This window comes from Streptomyces sp. NPDC048142 (assembly GCF_043202835.1).
GTDB lineage: Bacteria > Actinomycetota > Actinomycetes > Streptomycetales > Streptomycetaceae > Streptomyces.
In genome coordinates, this window is the sequence record NZ_JBIDBC010000025.1 from 16,392 (window position 1) to 34,654 (window position 18,263).

An 18,263-nucleotide genomic window follows, 5' to 3' on the forward strand; every position below is an offset into this window, starting at 1 on the left:
ATGACCACCGAAGTACGCGCCGATCTGTACCCCTCGCGCGGCGCCGCCGAGATGACCACTCCCCGCCAGGACCCGGTCATCTGGTCCGCGCCGGGCGCACCGGGCCCGATCACCGCCAAGGATCTCCAGGGATACGAGCACGACGGCTTCCTCACCGTCGACCAGCTGATCACCCCGGACGAGGTCACCGGCTACGAGGCGGAGCTGAACCGGCTGATCTCCGACCCGGCGATCCGCGCCGACGAGCGCTCGATCGTCGAGAAGCAGTCGCAGAACGTGCGGTCCGTCTTCGAGGTCCACAAGATCAGCGAGGTCTTCGCCGCTCTGGTCCGCGACGAGCGGGTGGTGGGCCGGGCCCGCCAGATCCTCGGCTCGGACGTGTACGTCCACCAGTCCCGGATCAATGTGAAGCCGGGCTTCGGGGCCTCGGGCTTCTACTGGCACTCCGACTTCGAGACCTGGCACGCGGAGGACGGCCTGCCGAACATGCGGACGGTGTCCGTGTCGATCGCGCTGACCGAGAACTTCGACACCAACGGCGGGCTGATGATCATGCCCGGTTCACACAAGTCGTTCCTCGGCTGTGCGGGCGAGACGCCGAAGGACAACTACAAGAAGTCGCTCCAGATGCAGGACGCCGGCACGCCGTCCGACGACGCGCTGACGAAGATGGCGGACCGCCACGGCATCAGGCTCTTCACGGGCAAGGCCGGTTCGGCGACCTGGTTCGACTGCAACGCCATGCACGGCTCGGGCGACAACATCACCCCGTACGCGCGCAGCAACGTCTTCATCGTCTTCAACAGCGTGGAGAACGCGGCGCAGGAGCCCTTCGCGGCTCCGATCCGCCGCCCCGAGTTCATCGGGGCGCGGGACTTCACCCCGGTGAAGTAGCGGTACGCGCAGGCGAGTCGGGGCCGGGACGGTACGCCGTCCCGGCCCTTCGCGCGTAACTCACTGGACCGGGGCCGGGTCAGCGGAGAGGGTGTTCGCCATGACTTCCCATGTACGCCACATCACGATCAGCTGCGCCGACGCCTACGCACTCGGCAGCTTCTGGGCCCAGGTGCTCGAATCCCCGCTCGCCGACGACGACTTCCCCGGTGATCCGGAGGCGCTGGTCGAGGCCCCGGGCGCGGCGATCCTCTTCGTGCGGGCCGACGGGCCCCAGCAGGCCGGGAGCCGCGTCCATCTGGACATCCAGCCGCAGGACCGCTCCCGGGACGAGGAGGTCGAGCGGCTGCTCGCGCTCGGCGCGACCATGGTGGGCGACCGCCGCAGACCGAACGGGCGCGGCTGGGCCACGCTCGCCGATCCCGAGGGCAACGAGTTCTGCGTGGAGTGCTCCGCCGCCGAACGGGCGGCCCTGACGGGAACCCGGCTGCCGGTGACCGCCGACGACGTGACCTCGGCGGTCCGGCTCGCGGTGGACGTGCTGGCCGGGGCTCCGGCGGACCGCTGGGACGTGCCCGCGGGGAGCCTCACCTGGAGCTGCTGGGAGACGGTGGAGCACCTGAGCGACGATCTGTTCGCGTACGCCGTGCAGTTGGGTCCCCGTACGCCTCCGCTGGACGGTGAAGTGCCCTACCGGTGGGCGCCCGGACGGGAGGGCGGTCCGCACAACGCGGTCTTCGCCGACCGTGAAGCCGGTCCCGCCGGGCTGCTGGCCACGCTGGAGGCGAGCGGGGCGCTGCTGGCCTCGATGGCGCGGACGACACCGCCGCAGGTGCGCTCGTACCACGGGTACGGGATCTCCGACCCGGAGGGCTTCGCCGCGATGGGGGTGGTGGAGACCCTGGTGCACACCCATGACCTCGCCGAGGGCCTGGGGCTGGACTGGTCGCCGTCCCCGGCGCTCTGCGACCGGGTGCTGGCCCGGCTCTTCCCGGACGCCCCGGCGGGCGGCGACCGGTGGACCGTCCTGCTGTGGGCCACCGGTCGCGCCGAGCTGCCGGACCACCCGCGCCGCACGTCGTGGCGGTGGGACGGGCGGCCGCGGGAGGAGAAGGGCTGAGCCCGCTCAGCGGTGGGAGAACCAGCGGGCGGCGGGCAGCAGTGTGGTGTCGTAGCCGAACAGCGCCTGGTTCTCCCATGCGTTGCCGGAGGCCGGGTCCTGCGGGTCCCAGCCGCTGCCGGGCACGGCGGTCCAGGACGCCTCCCATTGAAGTGCTCTCCCGGCTGAAGCCGGGAGATTCCTGCTTACCTTGTGGTAGCGGGCTTGACGCGCTTCGCGGGCCTGACGACTGCCCTCCCGGCAGCCGGGATGAGCGCGAGGCCCATACTGCCGCTTGACCAGGGCGTCTTGACTCACGACCAGGACCATAGCGTTGGCATGTGTCACCACGATGTAACCCCTGACACCGATGTCAGAACAGGTCGCCACGCTGTCCACAACCTGAACGTTCACTTGGTTTTCTTCACTGAGTACCGGAGGAAAGCGCTCACCGACGCCGCGCTGACCCGCACCGAAGAGATCATTCGGGAGGTCTGCGCCGACTTCGAAGCCGAGCTGAAACAGTTCAACGGCCCGGCGGCTCCGCCAGGAATCAGAGGTAGACGACGCCCAGGCCCCGCCCGTTCGGGACGGCCTCCACGACGTTCATGACATCCCGGAGGCTGGCAGCGTGTCCGGCGGGGGTGACCGTGTAGCCGGGGGCGTCGAGCGGCACCTCGGCGTCGGCGTCGGTGTGGTTGATGACGAAGAGGTAGGTGCCGCTGGAGCCGGTGCGGCGGACCGCCTCGACGTCGTGCGGGAGCCCGGTCCGGGGCGCGATGCGGGCGTCCGCGCAGGCCCGCTCCAGGGCCGCGTCCAGGCCGGGGCCGCCGAGCCGGGTGGAGACGTACCAGGCGCTGCCCTCCCCCAGCCGGTGCCGGGTGACGGCGGGCCAGCCGGCCGGGATGCCGTCGGCGTACGCCCGGATCGTCTCGGCCCCGCGCGGGATCACGACGTCCGACCAGAGGTCGCCGGTGAGCTCCGCGCCCCTTCGGGGGTGGTCAGGCGGACCGTTCCGCCGGCGGGGAGCGGGGCGAACTCCTCCACGGTCAGGCCCAGGACATCGCGCAGGACGCCGGGGCAGGGGCCGGGGTGGACGGCGCCGTCGGCGTCGACGATGCCGGAGAAGTACGAGACGACGAGCGTTCCGCGGCCCTCCACGTACCGGCGCAGTTTGCGGCCGGTCGCCTCGGAGGCGAGGTAGAGGGCCGGGACGACCACCAACGGGTATGCGCCGAGGTCGGCCTCGGGGTGGCCGAAGTCGACGGTGAGGTGACGGTCGTAGAGCGTCTCGCCGCCGCAACATGCGCTACATCGCCGGCCATGTGGACGGGGTCCTGCTGGTCTCCAGCCACTCCGGCGATCCGGTCGCCGCCCAGTTGCACGAGGCCGGGATTCCGCTGGTGGCCTGCGGCAAGCCGATCGGGCAGGGCTCGAAGGTGAGTTACGTGGCGGCGGACGACCGGGACGGCGCACGGGACATGGTGCGCTTCCCGTACGCGTCCGGGCGCCGCCGGATCGCCACGGTCAGCGGCCCGCTCGACACCCCGGGCGGGGTGGAGCGCCTCGCGGGGTACCGGGAGACGCTGGCGGAGTGCGGGCTGCCCGCCGACGAGGCGCTGATCGCCCCGGGCGACTACAGCCGGGGGGAGCGGCGAGGCGGCGGCCGCCGCGCTGCTGGAGCGGGCCCCGGCCTGGACGCGGTGTTCGTCGCGTCGGACCTGATGGCCCAGGGTGTGCTGGCGGCGCTGGAGCGGGCCGGGCGCCGGGTGCCCGAGGACGTCGCGGTGGGCGGCTTCGACGACTCCCCCGCGGCACTCGCCTCCCGCCCGGCCCTGACGACGATCCGGCAGCCGTGGGACCGGATCAGCACCGAGATGGTACGGGTGCTGCTGGCGCAGATCAGCGGGGAGGACCCGGCCGCGGTGATCCTCCCCACCGAGCTGGTACGCCGGGACTCGGCGTGACCGGCCGCCCGGCCCGGGGCGTGAACCAGCCTGCCGTACGGGCTACTTGACGGAGCCCAGCGCCGGGTAGTCGGTGTAGCCCCTGGCGTCGCCGCCGAAGAAGGTCGACGGGTCGGGGGTGTTGAACGGGCCGCCCGCCTTCAGCCGGGCGGGCAGGTCCGGGTTGGCGAGGAAGAGCGCCCCGTAGGAGATCAGGTCGGCGATGCCGTCGTCGATCACCGTGTGGTCGCCGGGTCCGGTGGCGCCCTCGGTGTGCACGTTGATGACGAGGGTTCCGGAGAACGCCTTGCGCAGGGCGAGGGTCAGTTCGCGGATCGGGGCGGCCTCCAGGACGTGCAGGTAGGCGATGCCGAGCGGTTCGATCTCCCGGACCAGCGCGGTGTAGACGGCCTCCGGCGCGGGCTCGTCGATGTCGTTGTACGGGTTGCCGGGCGAGATGCGCAGTCCGGTGCGCTCCGGGCCGATCTCGGCGGCGACGGCCTTGACGACCTCGACGGCGAAGCGGACGCGGGCCTCGTCGGAGCCGCCCCACGCGTCGGTGCGCCGGTTGGTGTTGGGGGCCAGGAACTGGTGGATGAGATAGCCGTTGGCGCCGTGCAGCTCGACCCCGTCGAATCCGGCGTCCACGGCGTTGCGGGAGGCGGCGACGAAGTCGGCGACGGTCGCGCGGATCTCGGCGTCGGTCAGCTCGCGCGGCTCGACGAAGTCCTTCGGTCCGACGTGGGTGTAGACCTGCCCCTCGGCCCTGACCGGGGAGGAGCTGACGGGGACGAGGCCGTCCGGCAGCAGAACCGGGTGGCCGATGCGGCCCGCGTGCATGATCTGGGCGAAGATCCGGCCGCCCTCGGCGTGCACCGCGTCGGTGACCGTACGCCAGGAGGCGACCTGCTCGGCACTGTGCAGACCGGGCGTGGAGGGGTAGCCCTGGCCCACGACGGACGGCTGGATGCCCTCCGTGATCACCAGGCCGGCCGAGGCGCGCTGGGCGTAGTACGTGGCGGTGAGCTCGGTGGCGGTGCCGCCCTCACCGGCCCGGCTGCGGGTCATCGGGGCCAGTGCGATGCGGTTGGCCAGCGGGGTGCCGGACAGGTCGATCGGGTCGAAAGCGGTGGTCATGAAGGCTCCCAAAAAAGTATGTGGTCGGCCAAGCATTGGCGTCGACGGCAACAGTACCTCATTGATTGGCCGACCAAGGTAAAGTGGTGGGGAACCGTCGGGCATCATCGAAAGCCGCCGCCCACAGCCCCGAGGACCCCAGGAGCCCGCCATGACCACCGGCCACGCCACCCCCGCGGAAGAGGCCTGTACCGCCGCGCTGCCCACGGCGGCGCTCAGCGGGCCCGTGAGCCACGCCGTCTCCCGCGTGGCCCGGCTGCACCGGATCGCGGCGGGCAAGGCGCTCAAGGGGGTGGACCTCTACCCGGGGCAGGAGCTGCTGATGATGCATCTGTGGGACCAGGGGGCGATCCGCCAGACGGAGCTGATCAGGGCGCTGGAGCTGGACCCGTCCACGGTCACGAAGATGCTCCAGCGGCTGGAGCAGACCGGGCACGTACGCCGCCGCCCCGACCCGGCCGACCGGCGGGCCGTGCTGGTCGAGGCGACGGACACGAGCTGCGCGCTGCACACCGCGGTCCAGGCCGCCTGGGGCAGCCTGGAGGAACACACGCTCGCGGGCCTGGACCCGGCCGAGCGCGCGGAGCTGATCCGGCTGCTGGCGAAGGTCGAGGAGAACCTCTGCCGGGAGACCGCGGACTGCCCCGACCGGCGCTGATCCAGACGTACGCGAGAGGACGGGCACGCGCACGCGGATGAGGCGCGCGCGGGATGAGGGCGTACGCGCGGGAGGTCTCAGGCCAGGAACTCCAGCACCCGGTCCACATCGGCCTCGGTGTTGTAGAGGTGGCAGGAGATCCGCAGATTCCCGGCCGGGGCCGAGACGGCGATCCCGGCCTTTACCAGGCCGGGCCTGCGGTCCTCCAGCCCCGGTGCCGAGACGATCGCCGACTCCCCCGGGACCACCTCGTACCCGAGCCCGGCCAGCCCCGCGCGCAGCCGGGCCGCGAGCCCGGTGGCGTGTGCGTACAGGGCGTCGGCGCCGACCTCCGCGAGCAGGTCCAGGGAGTGCTCGGCCCCGTGGTACGAGAGGAAGGCGGGCGGCTCGTCGAAGCCGCGGGCGGTGGGAGCCAGGCGTTCCAGCGGGCCGTAGTTGTTCGCCCAGGGCGCGCCGGCGGACACCCAGCCCGCGAAGAGCGGCGGCAGCGTGCCCTGCGCCTCCTCGGTGACGGTCAGGAACGACGTACCGCGCGGGCAGAGCAGGAACTTGAAGCCGCCGGTGACCGTGTAGTCGTACGCCCCGGCGTCCAGCGGGAACCACCCCGCCGCCTGGGTGCCGTCCAGCAGGGTCCGGGCCCCGTGCGCCGCGGCGGCCGCGCGGACGGCGGGGAGGTCGGCGACCCGGCCGTCGGCCGACTGCACGGCGGAGAAGGCGACGAGGGCGGTCGAGGGGCGTACGGCCGCGGCGAGGTCCGCGAGCGGCGCGTACCGCACGCGCAGATCACCGCGGAGCGCGAACGGGCTGACCACGGAGGAGAACTCGCCCTCGGGGCAGAGGACTTCGGCGCCGGGCGGCAGCGAAGCGGCAATCAGGCCGACGTGGACGGTGACGGAACTGCCGGTGGCGACCCGGTCCGGGTGGACCCCGGCGAGCCGGGCGAAGCCGACCCGGGCGGCCTCCACCGCCTCGAAGCTGCCCGCCCCCTCCCGGCGGCCGACGGCGTTCTCGTCGGCCAGGGCCTTGACGGCGGCGATCGTCCGGCGGGGCAGCAGTCCCCAGCTGGAGGTGTTGAGGTAGGTGACCTCCGGAGCGAATTCAACGGCTGCCGCTTGGATGGGCGCGAGGATCGTCATACGTCCACCCTGAAGCTCTCCCAACCCAAAGTCAATCATGGAGAGTTAAGGTCTCCACCAAAGGAATGCTTATGGGTGATGGCTCCTTGACTGCGCGGGGCGGGGCTCAGCCGCGCGGAACCTCGCAGGCCCCGTCCGCGTCGCAGGCCGCCGCGTCCCCGCCGACGGTGGTCAGCGCGGTGGCGGAACGGTCCTTCCACGCCTGCTCCAGCGCCTGGACGAAGACCTCCGAGGGCTGACCGCCGGAGATCCCGTACCGCCGGTCGAGGACGAAGAACGGCACGGCGTTGGCGCCCAGTTCGGCCGCCTCGCGCTCGTCGGTCCGGACATCGTCGGCGTACGCCCCGGGGTCGGCGAGCACCGCACGGGCCTCGTCCGCGTCGAGTCCGGCCTCCACGGCGAGGGCGAGCACCACCTCGTCGTCGAAGACGGAGCGCTCCTCGGCGAAGTTCGCCCGGTAGGCGAGGGTCAGCAGCTCGTCCTGGCAGCCGCGGGCCTTGGCCAGGTGCAGCAGCCGGTGGAGGTCGAAGGTGCTGCCGTGGTCGCGGCCCTCGGTACGGTAGCCGAGCCCCTCGGCCTGCGCGTTGGCCGCGACATTGGCCTCCATCGAGGCGGCCTCCTCGCGGCTGCGGCCGTACTTCTCGGCCAGCATGTCGATCACGAGCGCGGTGTCGCCCTTGGCCCGGGAGGGGTCGAGCTCGAAGGAGCGGTGCACCACCTCGACCTCGTTCCGGTGGGCGAACTCCGCGAGGCCCTTCTCGAAGCGGGCCTTGCCGATGTAGCACCACGGACACCCATGGACCAACGGAGCCATACCACGCCTGACCTGCGGAAATGTGCTCGTCGGAACTTCCTGGTCCCCACAGCGGACCAGGACCCCGCCGCGCCAGTACCCGCAGTCACAGGAGGTGGTCACCTTCGGCGAACGGATGACCATGGAACGGACGGACCTGCCCACGCTGCGCGCTCTCGGCTTCGAGGATGACGAGCTCAAAGAGCTTGGGCTATGGCTGCCTGCAATCGGGGCCCCGGAGGATCTGGCGGAGATCTACCTACGCCGCAGCAAGAAGAAGGACACCATGTCCTCGCTGCGGCAAATGCTCCGCGACATTAACGCGTACTCCTCAGGCGAGGGAAAGCGAATCCGGCACGTCTGGTTCGAACAGCGAAGCGCGAGCAAGGCACACGTTCGTCGCGAGGAGTTCGAGAAAGCTACGGGCGCGATAATCTCCGGCCGCTCCAAGACGCTGTACGTGTACAAGACGAGTCGTCTTTCTCGGCGAGGCATGGGACAAGTCGGCTTGCTGCTGGACGAGTTCGACAAACAGCGCGCCCGCATCATGGTGACCGCCGAAAGGATCGACTCCACAAAGTCTCGGATGATCCTCGCCATTCTTTCGGAGCAAGCCCGCGAGCAAGCAAACGACATCAGCCAGTTCACGCAGCTCGGGATTACTGCCAACAAGGCGGAAGGGAAGTGGACGGGCGGGGTAGCCCCCTACGGGCTCCACTCTCCCAAAGGGTCGGGAAAACTCGCACATCACAAGGGAGAGTATCCGACCGCCCGGCGGATCGCGGTATATCTCTTGGATCGCAAGACGCCCGCATTCATCGCAAACGAATTCAACAGCGAGGGACTGCTAACGCGTCACGGAAAGAAGTGGACTGCATCCGGGATCATCAGTCTCGCCCATTCGGTCTCATGGGCCGGTCTTGTACCAGACCGCGAAAAGATGCGCGACGACAACGGGAATTCGCTCGACAAGTACCACAGAGGCGGAACCCCCCTTCTGGACAAGAAGGGTCACCCCATACCCGTGGGGCAAGGTGTGATCACATTCGCCGAACACGTAAAGATAGCTCAGATCCTCGCCGAGCGCTCCCAGCCCGGAACCAGTATTGGTGATCGAACCCGAGGAAAGCGGGAAACGGTCGCAATCCTGAGCGGACTACTTCGCTGCGGACGCTGCAAAGGGCCGATGCAGAACGGCGGGGTAAATTATCGATGCGACGCGCGCCAAGCTCAAGGCAAGTCTGCCTGCATAGGGGTCTCCACAGACCGAAAGAGGATCGAAACGGCAATTCAAGGTCTATGGGCTCATCACATCCTTAGCCTTTCGCCTGACTCCAACACCATCCAGGCTATTGCTCGCCGCTGGCTTTCATATAAAGACCCGTCCAAGGAAGATAAAAAGGCAAAGGTAAATGCGGCCCTGGAGAGTGCCGTGGGCCGCGAAATGAAGCTCGAAAAGGAGTTCTTCATAGTGGGCCGCATGGACGAGTCACGTTATGAGTCACTGCGGCGCGACTTGAGCGAGCAAATCAGCGGACTGAAGGTCGAGTTGGCCGAGTTGTCCAAAGACGCAGACTTGAGCCCCCTCATGGACCCGGATGCCTTGGCCGCACTCTGGGACAGCGCAGGCGTGGGCGGACAGCGAGCCCTACTTCGTGCAGCGCTCACAAAGGTAACGCTGGCTCCACCCAAGGGGAGAGGGGACCGCACGCCCATCGACAAGCGGATAGCTCTGGATTGGCGGGACAAGGAAACCGACGAGAGCCCGCTACTCGCGGCGCTCTCACATGTTGACGCGACGCGAGAGCACCGTAAGAGAACAGTTGCCGCGTAGCCCCTACCCGCCCCCCCTGACCAGCCCGACCGCCCCGGTAGTCCTCGCAGACCGCCGGGGCTTTCCCATGCCCGCAGACGGGCGTACAGGGCTCGCCGAGCGACAGCGGGACCAGCGGGCGGAGCCATGGCGATATGACGGTTAGAGGGGTTCTTTTGATTACGTCTAAAAAATAGAGAGAAAACCAAACAGCACGTCCAACCGTCATCCCGCCATGGTCGGCCCCCGGGAATCTGCTGGACCCCACACCACAGTGAGGGACCGAACGGGCTCCGAGCACCCCGCACGGCGGGGGCCGGGAATCTGCTGGTCCCCACAACACAGTGAGAGCGGGATTACCGCGCACCCCACCAGCCCGGAAACGGCGGTCTGAGTGCCCGACTCTCACGAACAGCTCTGCCCGTGCAGCACGCACCCCGAGGGGTGGCCGCAGTGGTCGTGAGGCAGAGCGCGGGGAGATCACACCGCCCATTAGTAACCGCCCCTTGACCGGGGGTGCCGAACGGGGTTGCAAGCTCGTGTGATCTCCCCATGGTGTTCGGACCGGCCCTGCCGGCGAGGACGACCACCAGCCCGCATGACCCAACTGGTAGAGGTGCGCGGTACCGGCCCCTCGGGGAGACCCGGACGAACCCGCAGAGTTCCCGGTTCGACTCCGGGTGTGGGTGCGAAATCACTTCGCGTTCCATCTCGCTCGCTCTTGTTGCGTTGCAGACGATGCGGGTGGACGATTATAGAACCACTTGGGTTAAAGACCCCGATGATACCCGAGGCATCGGTTTTCCATCCGAAGTGCCCATTGGAATGCGTGCGGTCCATACGTAACGCCATCCCCATGGACACCCGGCAATTGGCCGGGCGGCATGGAAGGCAGGTGGAAGCGTGATCGACGGCAACTCCAATAGTGGGCCGGGCTGGCGGGTGGCATGGGTGGTATCTCAGCTCATCCAAATTGGTCTCAAGGTCCTGGATATTTTCGCCTAGACATGTGCGCGGTGGAGCCCCGTTTAAACACGGGGCTCACTCGTGTTGGCAGAAGAACGCCGACTCACGGTGTGGAGGGGGTGCGGGACCGTGCGCTGTATCGACTGCACCGAGCCGGCGACGCACCGCGGACGCTGCGAGAACCACCACCAGGCATTCGGCAAGCGGGCTTCGGTCCGTGCTCGGCGTGCTCGCCGTGCGGTGCTGGTCCGGGTGTTCTCGGGGGCCGCTCGTCTCCGTGCTCTGGTTGGTGCCCGTGGTGGTGCTCGCTGTGCCCGGTGCGGTTCGCTCGTCCTCGCGGGCGTGGTGGACGTGGACCATGTGCAGCCGCTTGCACTCGGGGGCGAGGACACAGACACGAACGTTCAACCACTGTGTCGGGACTGCCACCGGATCAAGACGGGCGAGGACTTTCCCTTGGGGAACGAGGACCAGTCGTAGCGGGTCCAGTGCATCCCGCCTTTAGCGCGACGTGAGCCACGCTGCGAGCCCGCTACCTGCCGTTGTGGCGAGTGCTGCCACCAGCCATCCGGGAATGCGCTGAACAGTCAAGTGGAGCCCGCCACAGCGTAGTTCGAATGCGGGGCGTTGCTCACGGTCGCTCGGCATGGCTACCTCTCGTCGATTGCCCGCTAGGGGAGCACGGGAAATGGGGGAAATGGTTCACCACCGTGAACCCTCGTGCACGGGTGCGTCAGGTTCCTGATTCTACCTGCATTGGTTACAGAGAGTGACATCTATCAACGTTGATAGATGTGCGGCTCGGTCAATGGCACCGCATCCGCTTGCCTACGGCCAGGGGCTAACGGGAGTCCCGCCGGAGTCCCTTTCATGTCCGTCTGACGACAACCCCCCGTGCATCGGAGGTGCCCCCATGCCCCGTAAGCCCCGCCCCCCTTGCTCTGTCCCCGGCTGCCCCGAACTCACCACGGGCGGACGCTGCCCGACACATGCGAGGGAAGCCGAACGGCAGCGAGGGACGACCACGGCCAAGGGATACGGCGTCCGTTGGGAGCGCATCCGTAAGCGCTACCTGTACGCGCATCCGTGGTGCGTGCTTTGCTCCCGCACTGCGACGGTTGCCGACCATTTCCCCGAGTCACGGCGTGCGCTGGTCGCTCGGGGTGTCAGTGATCCGGACGCGTGGTCTCGTCTCCGTCCGCTGTGTTCGACGTGCCATAGCCGCGAGACCGCGAAGCACCAGCCGGGCGGGTGGGCAGCCGAACGCGTCAAGCCTCGCCGTTCGTGAGCTGTTGACCAGGGGGTGACCCCCGACCCCTCCCGCAAAAGAACGGCAGGGAGGCAAAAAACTCGCGTGGCTCAATTGAGCGTTTCTGTGGGTCACGTGTTTATCAGTTCAATCGAAATCAGGAGATATAGCTGTGACTCTTACCCTTATCGAATCTGCAAAGCTCACGCTTGACCAGCTTCAGCGTGGCGTAATCGAGACCTTCGTTCAGGAGTCGCCGATCCTCGACAGGCTGCCGCTCATCCAGGTGGAGGGAAGCGCATTCAAGTACAACGAGGAATCCAGCCTGCCTGGAGTGTCCTTCCGCGCTGTAAACGAGGCGTACCCGGAGAGCACCGGAACTCTTAACCAGCGCATCGAAACACTGGCGATCCTCGGAGGTGATGCAGACGTAGACAAGTTCATCGTCCAGACCCGAGGAAACCTTAGTGATCAGCGCGCGATTCAGACACACATGAAGGTCAAGGCTGCCTCTATCCACTTCGCTGACCAGTTCTTCAACGGGGACGTCACGGTGAACCCGAAGGGGTTCGACGGGCTTCGCAAGCGGCTGGTCGGCCGACAGGTCGTCGATGCCACGGGGACGGGTCCCGTTGTCAACGGACACGACTTCTTCGACCTGCTCGACACCCTGACGAACCAGGTACGGGGCATCGACGGCACGAATGGCGCGCTCTACATGAATGCTGCTCTGCGGGCCAAGATTGCGTCCGGGTTCCGACGGCTTGGGGGTAGTGAACTCCTGACCAAGGAGATAGCAGGGAAGCCGACCACCATGTGGAACGGAATTCCGCTCCTCGACGCCGGCCAGCGACTCGACGGCACAGACGTGCTGCCGCTGACAGTTGGGACCGGAAGTGCCGAGACCGGCGACATCTACGCCGTTCGCTTCGGGGCTTCCGAGGCGGACGCTGGACTCTCGGGCCTCACCAACGGCGGAGTCCAGGTCACAGATCTTGGCGAGTCGCACGACAAGCCGGTCTACCGAACGCGCATCGACTTCTACTGTGGCCTCGCGCTGTTCGGCGGTAAGGCGGCAGCCCGCCTTACGAACGTTCTCAACGGTTAGCCCCCGAGCCCCGCACTTGCTCCCCATTCAAGGGTGGCGAGTGCGGGGCCTTTCTCATTCTGGCAACCTATTCGCCCTTTGGTAGCGCCTTCAATCCCTGGTATGCCTCGCGAAGATCCGTCGCTTCCGGAAGCTGTCGCGCTTCTACTGCGTTGACCACTTCAAGGGCACGCCAATGATTCGATGGGACAATACGCCCGGACAGTATGGCCCGCTGTGCTGCGTTGCACGCCTCATCTAGCCGGTCACCCCCGAGCAATGCCAACGCCAAATCGATGTTCGCGGACGCCACCCGGCGCGGCCATTTCTCCACGTCGTCAGCGGGAGCAAGCCGCGCGATTACCTGTCGCGCGTAGTCCTCCGCTGCGGGATCTCCCACCCATGCCAGCGTCGTTGCCGTATAGGCCAGCGCCTTACCGGGGTCGTACTGATAGTGATGCTCGGTACCCTTGCGCGGAACCATGGCGGACGACATGCGTTGAACTCGCTCAACGGCCGCGTATGTTTCCGCCCTTTCCCCAAGCCGCGCCCGTGCCCGGCCCTCTTGGGCTGTCGCCTGGATTGCAGCCGACGTGCCAGCCGGAGCCAATTCCTGTGCAATCCGTGCGAGTTCTAGCGCACGCGCGTAGTCGCCATCGGTGAGCACCCGCCAAGCGTCAGTCTCGTAGCACCACGCTTCGATTTCGTGGTGATCTGCGTGCTGCGCAAGAGTGGCCGCTGTCTGCAAACGAGCCGTCGCCGCGTGTTCCTGGTTCAGGTCGATATGCAGCGTGGCCCCCAAGAGTTGGAACCATCCGCCGACTACATAAAGGCGGCGCTGTTCCGCAAGGGTCATGCGCGCATCCATAAGATGTGAGACATAAGTGGAATGCTTCCTTACTCTTTCGAGCAAGTCTTGCGGCGGTGACACCGGGTATTTCATTGCCAGTTCATCGAATGCGCGTTCTAGGCGACCTAGCGTTTCCTTGCCGACGTCGCTAGCGGATACACGCCGCGCCAATTCGAGGGCGTCGAATTCGTCATCACTATCCGACGCTACGTCAGACAGCCAAGCGGTACGAGGCTGCGGCGGGGCGTACGCATCCGGGACTAGCAGCGCGTCAAGTTCCGCAGGCGTGACCGACAGCGCCTTTGCGATCTTCGGTCGCTGCCAGGGTTGCGGATCAGTCCTTCCGCTTTCCCAGCGCTGGACCGTGGAGCGATCAGCGCCGACCGCCTCCGCGAATTCCTCTTGGTTGTACCCGCACGCTTTCCGGCGCTCCGCCAACCTCCGCCGCCTGCTGGTCATCGTGGCCGGTCTCCTCTCGGGAAATGCCCGTCTGCCCTGGCCAGCGTATCCAGTGCGGCCAGGGTGCGGCATGAGTGCGGCCCTTTTGCTGTGGTTCCCGCTGTCTCGCCGCGCTTGCCTAGTCCAACACCCATCATCACCAGCGGACTTGACGGGACGGCGAACCATGGCGAGCGCGACCACGGAAGACACCGACGCACGACAGTGGGAGTACACGACGTTCGCCCCCTCGGGTGAGACGTGCCCGGCCTGCATGAAGCCGATCAAGACCCTTGAACGTTGCCGACGCGGAGAGATCGAGCGGCAGTCCGGCACCCCCGTCACGATCTACCGGCACATCGATTGCGCCGACCCGGAGGGGACCAAGCGACGGAGGAAGCGGTGACGGCCGCCGTAGAGGCACAGCAGCGCCGTACGCGGCCTCTTCCGCCCCCGAAGCTAGTCAGCCTCATAGACGGTCCCGGAAGCCCGTACGCGGACTCTCCGCCCGGTTGGTATGACCAGTACGGCGGAGCGCTGGACAAGCGTTCCGGCGTGGTCTACCTCCCCGGCCCGATTCATCCCCCGTCGCCGTTCCACACCGACGACTGCCCCAACTGCGTGCCCCTCGCGGACAGCGCGTGAAGTGCGTACGCCGGTTCGGCTGGTTCGTGTTCGTCTTCACGGTCGCCGCATCGAGTACGGCGATTCTCACGCTGGCCGCTACCGGACGCCTTTGAACTCCCGCCCCTGTCGAGCGCATCCGAATTCTCGACAGGGGCGGGGCACCAAACACCAACGGTCGTAAGGAGCTGCAATGAGCACTGCCGGAAACCGTCTCTTATTCGCATGGCTGGAGGTCACGGGACTCTGCAACGAGTTCTGTGATCACTGTTACGCAGACAGTGGACCCAAGGGAACGCACGGAACCATGACCGTGCACGACTGGTTGAACGTCATTGACCAGCTTGCCGACATGGGCACCCTGGACGTTCAGTTCATCGGCGGAGAGCCGACGCTCTACCCGAGTCTGCCCGCGCTGATCAAGCACGCTCACGGCCGGGGCCTCGGCATCGAGGTGTTCTCGAACATGACCCACATCCGCCCGGAACTGTGGGACGCATTCGGGGAGTACGGCGTCAAGCTCGCCACGTCGTACTACTCGGACAGCGCCGAGGAACACGACGCGGTGACGCAACTCCGAGGGGCACACAAGAAGACGCGTGCCAACGTGCAAAAGGCGCTCGCGCTCGGTATCCCGCTGCGGGGCGGGGTCGTCGCTGTGCGGGACGGGCAGCGCGTACAGGAAGCGGCGCGGGACCTTACGGCGCTCGGTGTCGGCACGGTCGGCGGATACCGAACCCGCGCTTTCGGGCGAGCGAGTCAGGGGGCCGCGCCGGCCATCGCTGATCTATGCGGGCATTGCGCGCACGAGAAGTTCGCCATCGGCCCGACCGGTGATGTGTGGCCGTGCGTCCTCGGCCGATTCCTCACCCTCGGCAACGTGCTGGAACGGCCGATCTCCGAAATCTGGGGCGGCGCGCAGATGACCGACGTTGCGGCCGATATCGCGGCGGTGCACGCGGATGGCGTCCAGTCGTGCACTCCTCCGCAGTTCCTCCCCATGTGCGGCCCCTGTGGTCCGTGTGTTCCCTCGGTCGGGCACTGCGACCCCAGGGAAGCGGAGAGCGCCGTTACCATCGCTGCACCGGCCTAATCCGCTGAATACCAGGAGCGCGCATGGACGATCACGGGGACGACTTCGGCCCGTGGGGGTGGGAAGGCGAGAGCAACGCCGTTCGGCGGACCGAGGACGAATGGCTCACCATCGCTCGGTACCTCCGGCACGCGGCGAACAAGCTCGGTCCGCAACTTCCGCTGTGTCTCCCTGGTGAACCGCAGGGATGCGGGCGGACGGCTCAACAGCACGTGATCGCTTGGGCCGCTCATCTCAGGGCGGTTTCCCATCACCTGATCGAACAGGCCACCCCGAGTGAGGCGAGGGGCGCGCACGCTGTAGGCCCGCTGTACCAACGCCGTCTCGCGGAGCTGCGCGCGTCCACCTGCGCGCCGCACTGACCAAGCACGCACCCCCTACCGGCCCCGTCCGTGTGCTGCCCCCGTGGCGCATGGGCGGGGCTTTGTGCTGCCCAACTCCCGCCACATAGACGCTGGTCAGAGCGTCGCGGTAACCTGTGGCTCCGTTGGTTCACGGGCAAGCGATGTCGCTCCAGATCTCGACGCGCATGACTCTTCATCTCTCCAGGGCTCGTGGGGGGTGTGCGGAGGGTGCCTCCGCAGGTCGGTTCACCGGTGCGAACACCGAAGGGGGCCGGGGGATTCCCCGGCCCCCACCGCCAGGCAGCACTCGGCGCACTCCCGGCCCTCCAGGCCGGGATACGACGCCCCGGCGTCACCGGTCGGGTCCCGCCCCGCCGGTTCAGTACGCCGTCGGCGCGGTTCCGGTTCCGGCGTCCGTCGTGCCCACCGCGTCCGGGGCGAAGGGGAAGGCGTCCGGGCCCAGACTCATGCCCGGCGGCCGTCCACCCGGCGGGGCAGGCCCTGCGGGTTGTCCTCGCGGAGTTCCGGCGGGAGGAGCGCGTCGGGGGTGTTCTGGTACGTCACGGGGCGCAGCCAGCGTTCGATCGCCGTCGCGCCGACCGAGGTGGAGGTGGACGTGGTGGCGGGGTAGGGGCCGCCGTGGTGCTGGGCGGGGGCGACGGCGACGCCGGTCGGCCAGCCGTTGACCAGGATGCGCCCGGCGAGCGGGGTGAGGGCGGCCAGCAGCCGCGCCGCGTCGGGGTCGGCGTCCTCGGTGGCGGCCTGGAGGGTGGCGGTGAGGTTCCCGGGCAGCCGGGCGAGGACGGCGGCGATCTCGTCGACGGAGGCGTACCGGGCGATCACGGTGACCGGGCCGAAGCACTCCTCCAGCAGCGCGTCGTGCGGGCCCTTCACGGTCAGCCGGGCGGCCGGCACGGTGAGGAATCCGGCGGAGACGGTGTGCTCGCCGCCCGCGCCGGGGGTGACGGGGGCGCTGACGTCGGGCAGCGCGGCCCGTTCCCGTACACCCGCGACGAAGGCGTCCCGCATGCGGTGGTCCAGCAGGACGCCGGAGCCGGTGGAACTGACCGCCTCGGTGAGGGACTTCAGGAGCTGGTCTCCCGCCGCCCCCTCGGGGACCAGGGCGAAGCCGGGCTTGGTGCAGAACTGGCCCACGCCCAGGGTCATCGAGCCGCCGAGCCCCGCGCCGATCTCCCCGGCGCGCTCGGCGGCGGCGGCCCCGGTGACGACGACCGGGTTGAGGGAGCCGAGTTCGCCGTGGAAGGGGATGGGCACGGGCCGGGCGGCGGCGGCGTCGAACAGGGCCCGGCCGCCGCGCACCGATCCGGTGAAGCCCGCCGCGCTCACCAGCGGGTGGCGGATCAGCTCGACGCCCGCGTCGAAGCCGTGCACCAGCGTCAGGACGTCCTCGGGCAGTCCGGTGCGGGCGGCGGCGCGGCGGAGGACCGAGGCGCAGAGTTCGGACGTGGCCGGGTGGTCGGGGTGCGCCTTGACGACGACCGGGCAGCCGGCCGCGAGCGCGCTGGCCGTGTCGCCGCCGGGGACGGAGAAGGCGAGCGGGAAGTTGCTGGCCGCGTAGACGGCGACGACCCCGAGCGGGATCTTGTAACGGCGCAGGTCGGGCCACGGCGGGGTCCGCGACCCGTCCTCGTGGTCGATGTGGACGTCGAGGAAGGCGCCTTCGTCGACGACCTCCGCGAAGGCCCTCAACTGCGCTGCGGTGCGGGCCAGTTCGCCGGTGAGCCGGGCCGGTCCGAGTGCGGTCTCCGCGTCGGCGGCCTCGATGATGTGCTCGCCGGACTCCGCCAGCAGCTCCGCCGCCGTACGCAGGAACGCGGCGCGCGCCGCGCGGTCGGCGAGGGCGTCGCGGACGGCGTGAGCCGCCCGGACCGTACGGTCGACCTCCTCGGCGGCGGCCTCCACGGCAACCTGCTCGCGCGGGTTCCCGGTTCGGGGGTCGACACTCCAGACTGGTACTGCGCTCACCGTGATTCCCTCCGTCTGCTGACCGTCTGCCGACCGCCTGGTGACGGCCTTCCGACCGTCTGCGGCCGCATATCAGCAAGTGTTCGGTATTCTGAACAGAGTTCCTGATCGTGAATGTCCTGGGACTCTATTTCCGGGCGTTCCGTCTTG

At 68.3% G+C, this 18,263-nt stretch carries 14 protein-coding genes and 2 pseudogenes; 10 read left to right on the forward strand and 6 right to left on the reverse strand.

Annotated features, from left to right (window positions below):
* The 3 genes from thpD (at position 1) to ACGF2Y_RS26645 (ending at position 2,605) form a co-directional block, all read left to right on the forward strand.
* Complete coding sequence (gene thpD, locus ACGF2Y_RS26635; RefSeq protein WP_392952267.1) at positions 1-894, forward strand: ectoine hydroxylase; 894 nt, start codon at positions 1-3, stop codon at positions 892-894.
* 100 nt (positions 895-994) lie between these two features.
* Complete coding sequence (locus ACGF2Y_RS26640) at positions 995-2,014, forward strand: VOC family protein (protein WP_392952269.1); 1,020 nt, start codon at positions 995-997, stop codon at positions 2,012-2,014.
* 318 nt (positions 2,015-2,332) lie between these two features.
* Positions 2,333-2,605: a transposase gene (locus ACGF2Y_RS26645; protein ID WP_392952271.1), complete on the forward strand. Its 273-nt coding sequence runs from the start codon at positions 2,333-2,335 to the stop codon at positions 2,603-2,605.
* Here ACGF2Y_RS26645 and ACGF2Y_RS26650 read toward each other — a convergent pair.
* Positions 2,547-3,343 (reverse strand): annotated as a pseudogene (locus ACGF2Y_RS26650) (beta-galactosidase trimerization domain-containing protein); the annotation flags it as partial. The gene ACGF2Y_RS26645 and the pseudogene ACGF2Y_RS26650 overlap by 59 nt on opposite strands.
* Between ACGF2Y_RS26650 and ACGF2Y_RS26655 the strand changes: the two are divergent.
* Positions 3,271-3,960 (forward strand): annotated as a pseudogene (locus tag ACGF2Y_RS26655) (LacI family DNA-binding transcriptional regulator); the annotation flags it as partial. The pseudogenes ACGF2Y_RS26650 and ACGF2Y_RS26655 overlap by 73 nt on opposite strands.
* 42 nt (positions 3,961-4,002) lie before the next feature.
* Here the strand turns inward: ACGF2Y_RS26655 and ACGF2Y_RS26660 are convergent.
* Positions 4,003-5,076 (reverse strand): alkene reductase, encoded by a 1,074-nt coding sequence (locus ACGF2Y_RS26660; protein ID WP_392952274.1) that lies wholly within the window; start codon positions 5,074-5,076, stop codon positions 4,003-4,005.
* 151 nt (positions 5,077-5,227) lie between these two features.
* Between ACGF2Y_RS26660 and ACGF2Y_RS26665 the strand changes: the two genes are divergently transcribed.
* Positions 5,228-5,734: a MarR family winged helix-turn-helix transcriptional regulator gene (locus ACGF2Y_RS26665; RefSeq protein WP_392952277.1), complete on the forward strand. Its 507-nt coding sequence runs from the start codon at positions 5,228-5,230 to the stop codon at positions 5,732-5,734.
* A gap of 77 nt (positions 5,735-5,811) precedes the next feature.
* On the opposite strand, the gene ACGF2Y_RS26670 is transcribed toward ACGF2Y_RS26665, so the two are convergent.
* Both ACGF2Y_RS26670 and ACGF2Y_RS26675 read right to left on the reverse strand, forming a co-directional pair.
* Positions 5,812-6,870 (reverse strand): aminotransferase class V-fold PLP-dependent enzyme, encoded by a 1,059-nt coding sequence (locus tag ACGF2Y_RS26670; protein WP_392952279.1) that lies wholly within the window; start codon positions 6,868-6,870, stop codon positions 5,812-5,814.
* Positions 6,871-6,976: 106 nt separating this feature from the next.
* Positions 6,977-7,684, reverse strand: coding sequence for a DsbA family oxidoreductase (locus ACGF2Y_RS26675; protein WP_392952282.1), 708 nt, complete (start codon positions 7,682-7,684; stop codon positions 6,977-6,979).
* Positions 7,685-7,778: 94 nt separating this feature from the next.
* On the opposite strand from ACGF2Y_RS26675, the gene ACGF2Y_RS26680 reads away from it, so the two are divergent.
* The 3 genes from ACGF2Y_RS26680 (at position 7,779) to ACGF2Y_RS26690 (ending at position 12,799) form a co-directional block, all read left to right on the forward strand.
* Positions 7,779-9,497 carry a recombinase family protein gene (locus ACGF2Y_RS26680; protein WP_392952285.1) on the forward strand — a complete coding sequence of 573 codons (1,719 nt, stop codon included), beginning with the start codon at positions 7,779-7,781 and terminating at the stop codon, positions 9,495-9,497.
* A 1,197-nt stretch (positions 9,498-10,694) separates the two neighbouring features.
* Positions 10,695-10,922, forward strand: coding sequence for an HNH endonuclease (locus ACGF2Y_RS26685; RefSeq protein ID WP_392952475.1), 228 nt, complete (start codon positions 10,695-10,697; stop codon positions 10,920-10,922).
* A 941-nt stretch (positions 10,923-11,863) separates the two neighbouring features.
* Positions 11,864-12,799 carry a major capsid protein gene (locus ACGF2Y_RS26690; RefSeq protein WP_392952288.1) on the forward strand — a complete coding sequence of 312 codons (936 nt, stop codon included), beginning with the start codon at positions 11,864-11,866 and terminating at the stop codon, positions 12,797-12,799.
* A 67-nt stretch (positions 12,800-12,866) separates the two neighbouring features.
* On the opposite strand, the gene ACGF2Y_RS26695 is transcribed toward ACGF2Y_RS26690, so the two are convergent.
* On the reverse strand, positions 12,867-14,087 hold the full coding sequence (locus tag ACGF2Y_RS26695; protein WP_392952291.1) for a helix-turn-helix domain-containing protein: 1,221 nt from the start codon (positions 14,085-14,087) through the stop codon (positions 12,867-12,869).
* A 166-nt stretch (positions 14,088-14,253) separates the two neighbouring features.
* Between ACGF2Y_RS26695 and ACGF2Y_RS26700 the strand changes: the two genes are divergently transcribed.
* Together ACGF2Y_RS26700 and ACGF2Y_RS26705 are read left to right on the forward strand one after the other, a co-directional pair.
* Positions 14,254-14,472 carry a hypothetical protein gene (locus ACGF2Y_RS26700; RefSeq protein WP_392952294.1) on the forward strand — a complete coding sequence of 73 codons (219 nt, stop codon included), beginning with the start codon at positions 14,254-14,256 and terminating at the stop codon, positions 14,470-14,472.
* Positions 14,473-14,883: 411 nt separating this feature from the next.
* Positions 14,884-15,783: a radical SAM protein gene (locus ACGF2Y_RS26705; protein WP_392952297.1), complete on the forward strand. Its 900-nt coding sequence runs from the start codon at positions 14,884-14,886 to the stop codon at positions 15,781-15,783.
* An 809-nt stretch (positions 15,784-16,592) separates the two neighbouring features.
* Here ACGF2Y_RS26705 and ACGF2Y_RS26710 read toward each other — a convergent pair.
* Positions 16,593-18,113: an aldehyde dehydrogenase (NADP(+)) gene (locus ACGF2Y_RS26710; protein ID WP_392952300.1), complete on the reverse strand. Its 1,521-nt coding sequence runs from the start codon at positions 18,111-18,113 to the stop codon at positions 16,593-16,595.
* Between the last annotated feature and the right edge of the window lie 150 nt (positions 18,114-18,263).